This is a genomic window from Sinimarinibacterium thermocellulolyticum, from assembly GCF_040327995.1.
Classification (GTDB): Bacteria; Pseudomonadota; Gammaproteobacteria; order Nevskiales; family Nevskiaceae; genus Solimonas; species Solimonas thermocellulolyticum.
Genome location: NZ_JBEPIJ010000042.1, coordinates 1 through 2614, shown reverse-complemented (window position 1 = coordinate 2614; position 2614 = coordinate 1). Strand labels below are relative to the sequence as shown.

At 56.7% G+C, this 2614-nt stretch carries 2 protein-coding genes and 1 pseudogene; all 3 read left to right on the top strand.

Features of this window, described 5'->3' with window-relative positions; genetic code table 11:
- Positions 1-108, top strand: a 108-nt coding sequence (locus ABSH63_RS15680) for an integrase core domain-containing protein (RefSeq protein ID WP_352888226.1), incomplete at its 5' end; no start/stop codon positions are given.
- Positions 109-117: 9 nt separating this feature from the next.
- Positions 118-2139, top strand: a pseudogene (locus ABSH63_RS15675) (restriction endonuclease); the annotation flags it as partial.
- A 35-nt stretch (positions 2140-2174) separates the two neighbouring features.
- Positions 2175-2549 carry a GIY-YIG nuclease family protein gene (locus ABSH63_RS15670; RefSeq protein WP_352891041.1) on the top strand — a complete coding sequence of 125 codons (375 nt, stop codon included), beginning with the start codon at positions 2175-2177 and terminating at the stop codon, positions 2547-2549.
- The last annotated feature ends 65 nt before the right edge of the window (positions 2550-2614 follow it).

The window sequence follows — 2614 nt, the reverse complement described above, 5'->3', positions numbered from 1 at the left end:
TGGATGCTCGAATACAACGAAGACCGACCCCATGACTCGCTCGGCGACATGACGCCAGTCGAGTATTCTCAAGCCGCCAGGAACTCTACTTTTGAACTGTCGCCTTGACGGGGAAGCTTACGTCAGTATCGTGGCTATGTGGTATCGGACATCAATGCCATTACCGACACCCTGAGCTTCACCAATGGCGTTGAGCTCACCGTCGGGGATGCAACCGGTGATGTCACTGAGGCCGCGCTGCGCCGTATCCAGATCCGCGAGGCCATCAAGGCGCACTTCGACAAGGAACAGGCATTGTTCCAGCAGGGCGTGAAGGTGCTCACGCTCTTTTTCATTGACGAAGTGGTCAAGTACCGCGACTACTCCCAGAGCGACGAAAAGGGCGAGTACGCGCGCATCTTCGAGGAAGAGTACCAGCTCTACCTCAACGAGGTGCTGGATCTGGATGAAACACCGTACATCAAGTACTTAAAAGGAATTCCGGTCGATAAGACACACAGCGGCTATTTTTCCATCGACAAGAAAAGCAAACGACTGGCCGACCCCTCTGTCGTGGCGCGTGGCGAAAACGCAGGGCTTTCCGACGACGTGGACGCCTACGACCTGATCCTCAAGGACAAGGAGCGGCTGCTGTCGTTCGCCGAGCCAGTGCGCTTTATCTTTTCCCACTCTGCCCTGCGTGAAGGTTGGGACAACCCCAATGTGTTTGTGATCTGCGCGCTCAAGCACAGTGACAACACGATATCCCGCCGTCAGGAGGTGGGGCGCGGCTTGCGGCTGTCAGTCAACCAAAACGGCGACAGGATGGACCATCCGGCGATAGTACACGACATTAATGTTTTGACCGTGGTTGCCAGCGAGAGCTACAAAGACTTCGTCGCGGCACTGCAGAAGGACATCAGTGAGTCGCTGTCGGCGCGTCCGCGTGCGGCAAACGAGGCTTACTTCACCGGCAAGGTGTTGAAGACGGCGACGGGTGATGTCGAGGTCACACCGCAGCTCGCCAAGCAGATTTACAGGTACTTGGTCAAGCACGACTACACCGACGACGCAGATCGCATCACCAATGCCTACCACGAGGCAAAGAAAGACGGCGCACTGGCTGCGTTACCGCCCGAGTTGGCACCGCACGCCGAGCAGGTCTTCAAGCTGATCGACAGCGTTTTCAGCGAAAGCCAGTTGCCCGAGATTGGCGACGACCGCAAGCCCAAGAAGAACCCGCTCAACGCCAACTTTGAAAAACGGGAGTTCAAGGAACTTTGGAATCGGATCAACCGAAAGGCGGTATACAGCGTCCACTTCGATTCCAACGAACTGGTGCAGAAGGCGGTCAAAGAGCTGGATGCCAGCCTGCGCGTCACTCCGCTGCAATACACAATCCAGCATGGTGAACAGGCTGCCGCCGTGACCTATGACGGTATCAAGGCAGGCAATGCGTTCGAGTTGAAGGTCACAGAGACAGAAACCAACCGCGCCTCGATTCATTCGACGGTCAAGTATGACCTGATCGGCAAGCTTGCTGAAGGCACCCAGCTGACTCGACGCACGGTCACCGACATTCTGAAGGGGCTCAATGCGGCTGTATTCGCGCAGTTCAAGACCAACCCAGAGAGCTTCATTGCGGAGGCGATTCGCCTGATCAACGAGCAGAAGGCTACCGTCATCATCGAGCATCTGGCCTACGATCCAGTCGAAGACAAGTTCGATCTGGACATCTTCACCGCCGGACAAACCAAGCAGGACTTCAGTAATGCGATCAAGACACCCAGGCACCACATCTACGATTTCGTGCTGCCGGATTCCGGATCGAAGCCGGAGCGCGATTTTGCAGAGGCGTTGGAGGCCAGCACTGAAGTCGTCGTGTACGCCAAGTTGCCGCGCGGTTTCTTAATCCCCACGCCAGTCGGCGACTACAACCCGGACTGGGCCATCTCGTTCAAGGAAGGCGCGGTGAAGCACATCTACTTCGTCGCAGAAACCAAAGGATCGATGTCCACGATGGAGCTGCGCGAGATCGAGAAAACCAAGATCAAATGCGCTCGCAAGTTCTTCGATGAGATGAACCGCCGTTTCGCCCCGGAGAATGTCAAATACGACGTGGTTGACAGCTTCGGGAGGTTGATGGAAGTGGTGAAGTAGTCCACACGGTAAAAGCAACATCGGGGGAGAACTTCATGCAGCCGTTTTCAATCACGCTATTCGCCACGTCCGGTGACCCAGAGGGAATTCGTCACGTCGACAAGTCGAACTGGTCGGGCTACGGCGTCGTCTTCACCAAGGAGCTGTTCCATCAGCTAAAGCAGGAGCCGGGTTTCTCGCAGGCTGGCATCTACATCCTGGTTGGCAACGCCGCCGAGGAAACCATCTACATCGGCGAGGCCGACCCCGTCGGTGACCGGCTGAAGAACCACGTCTCGAATAAGGAAGGCTGGGTCTGGGGCGTCTACTTCTTCGACCGCAACCACAAGATCGGCAAGACCGAGGTGCAGTATGAATCGCCCCGGGTTTCGCGGAGGCCAGTTGGTTTAAGTCAGACGGTTGCGGCCTGACCAGCGCGTTGACGATGGTAGTTTGCCTCGAACTCCGCGGGTGGGACATGACCCAGCGGCCCCAT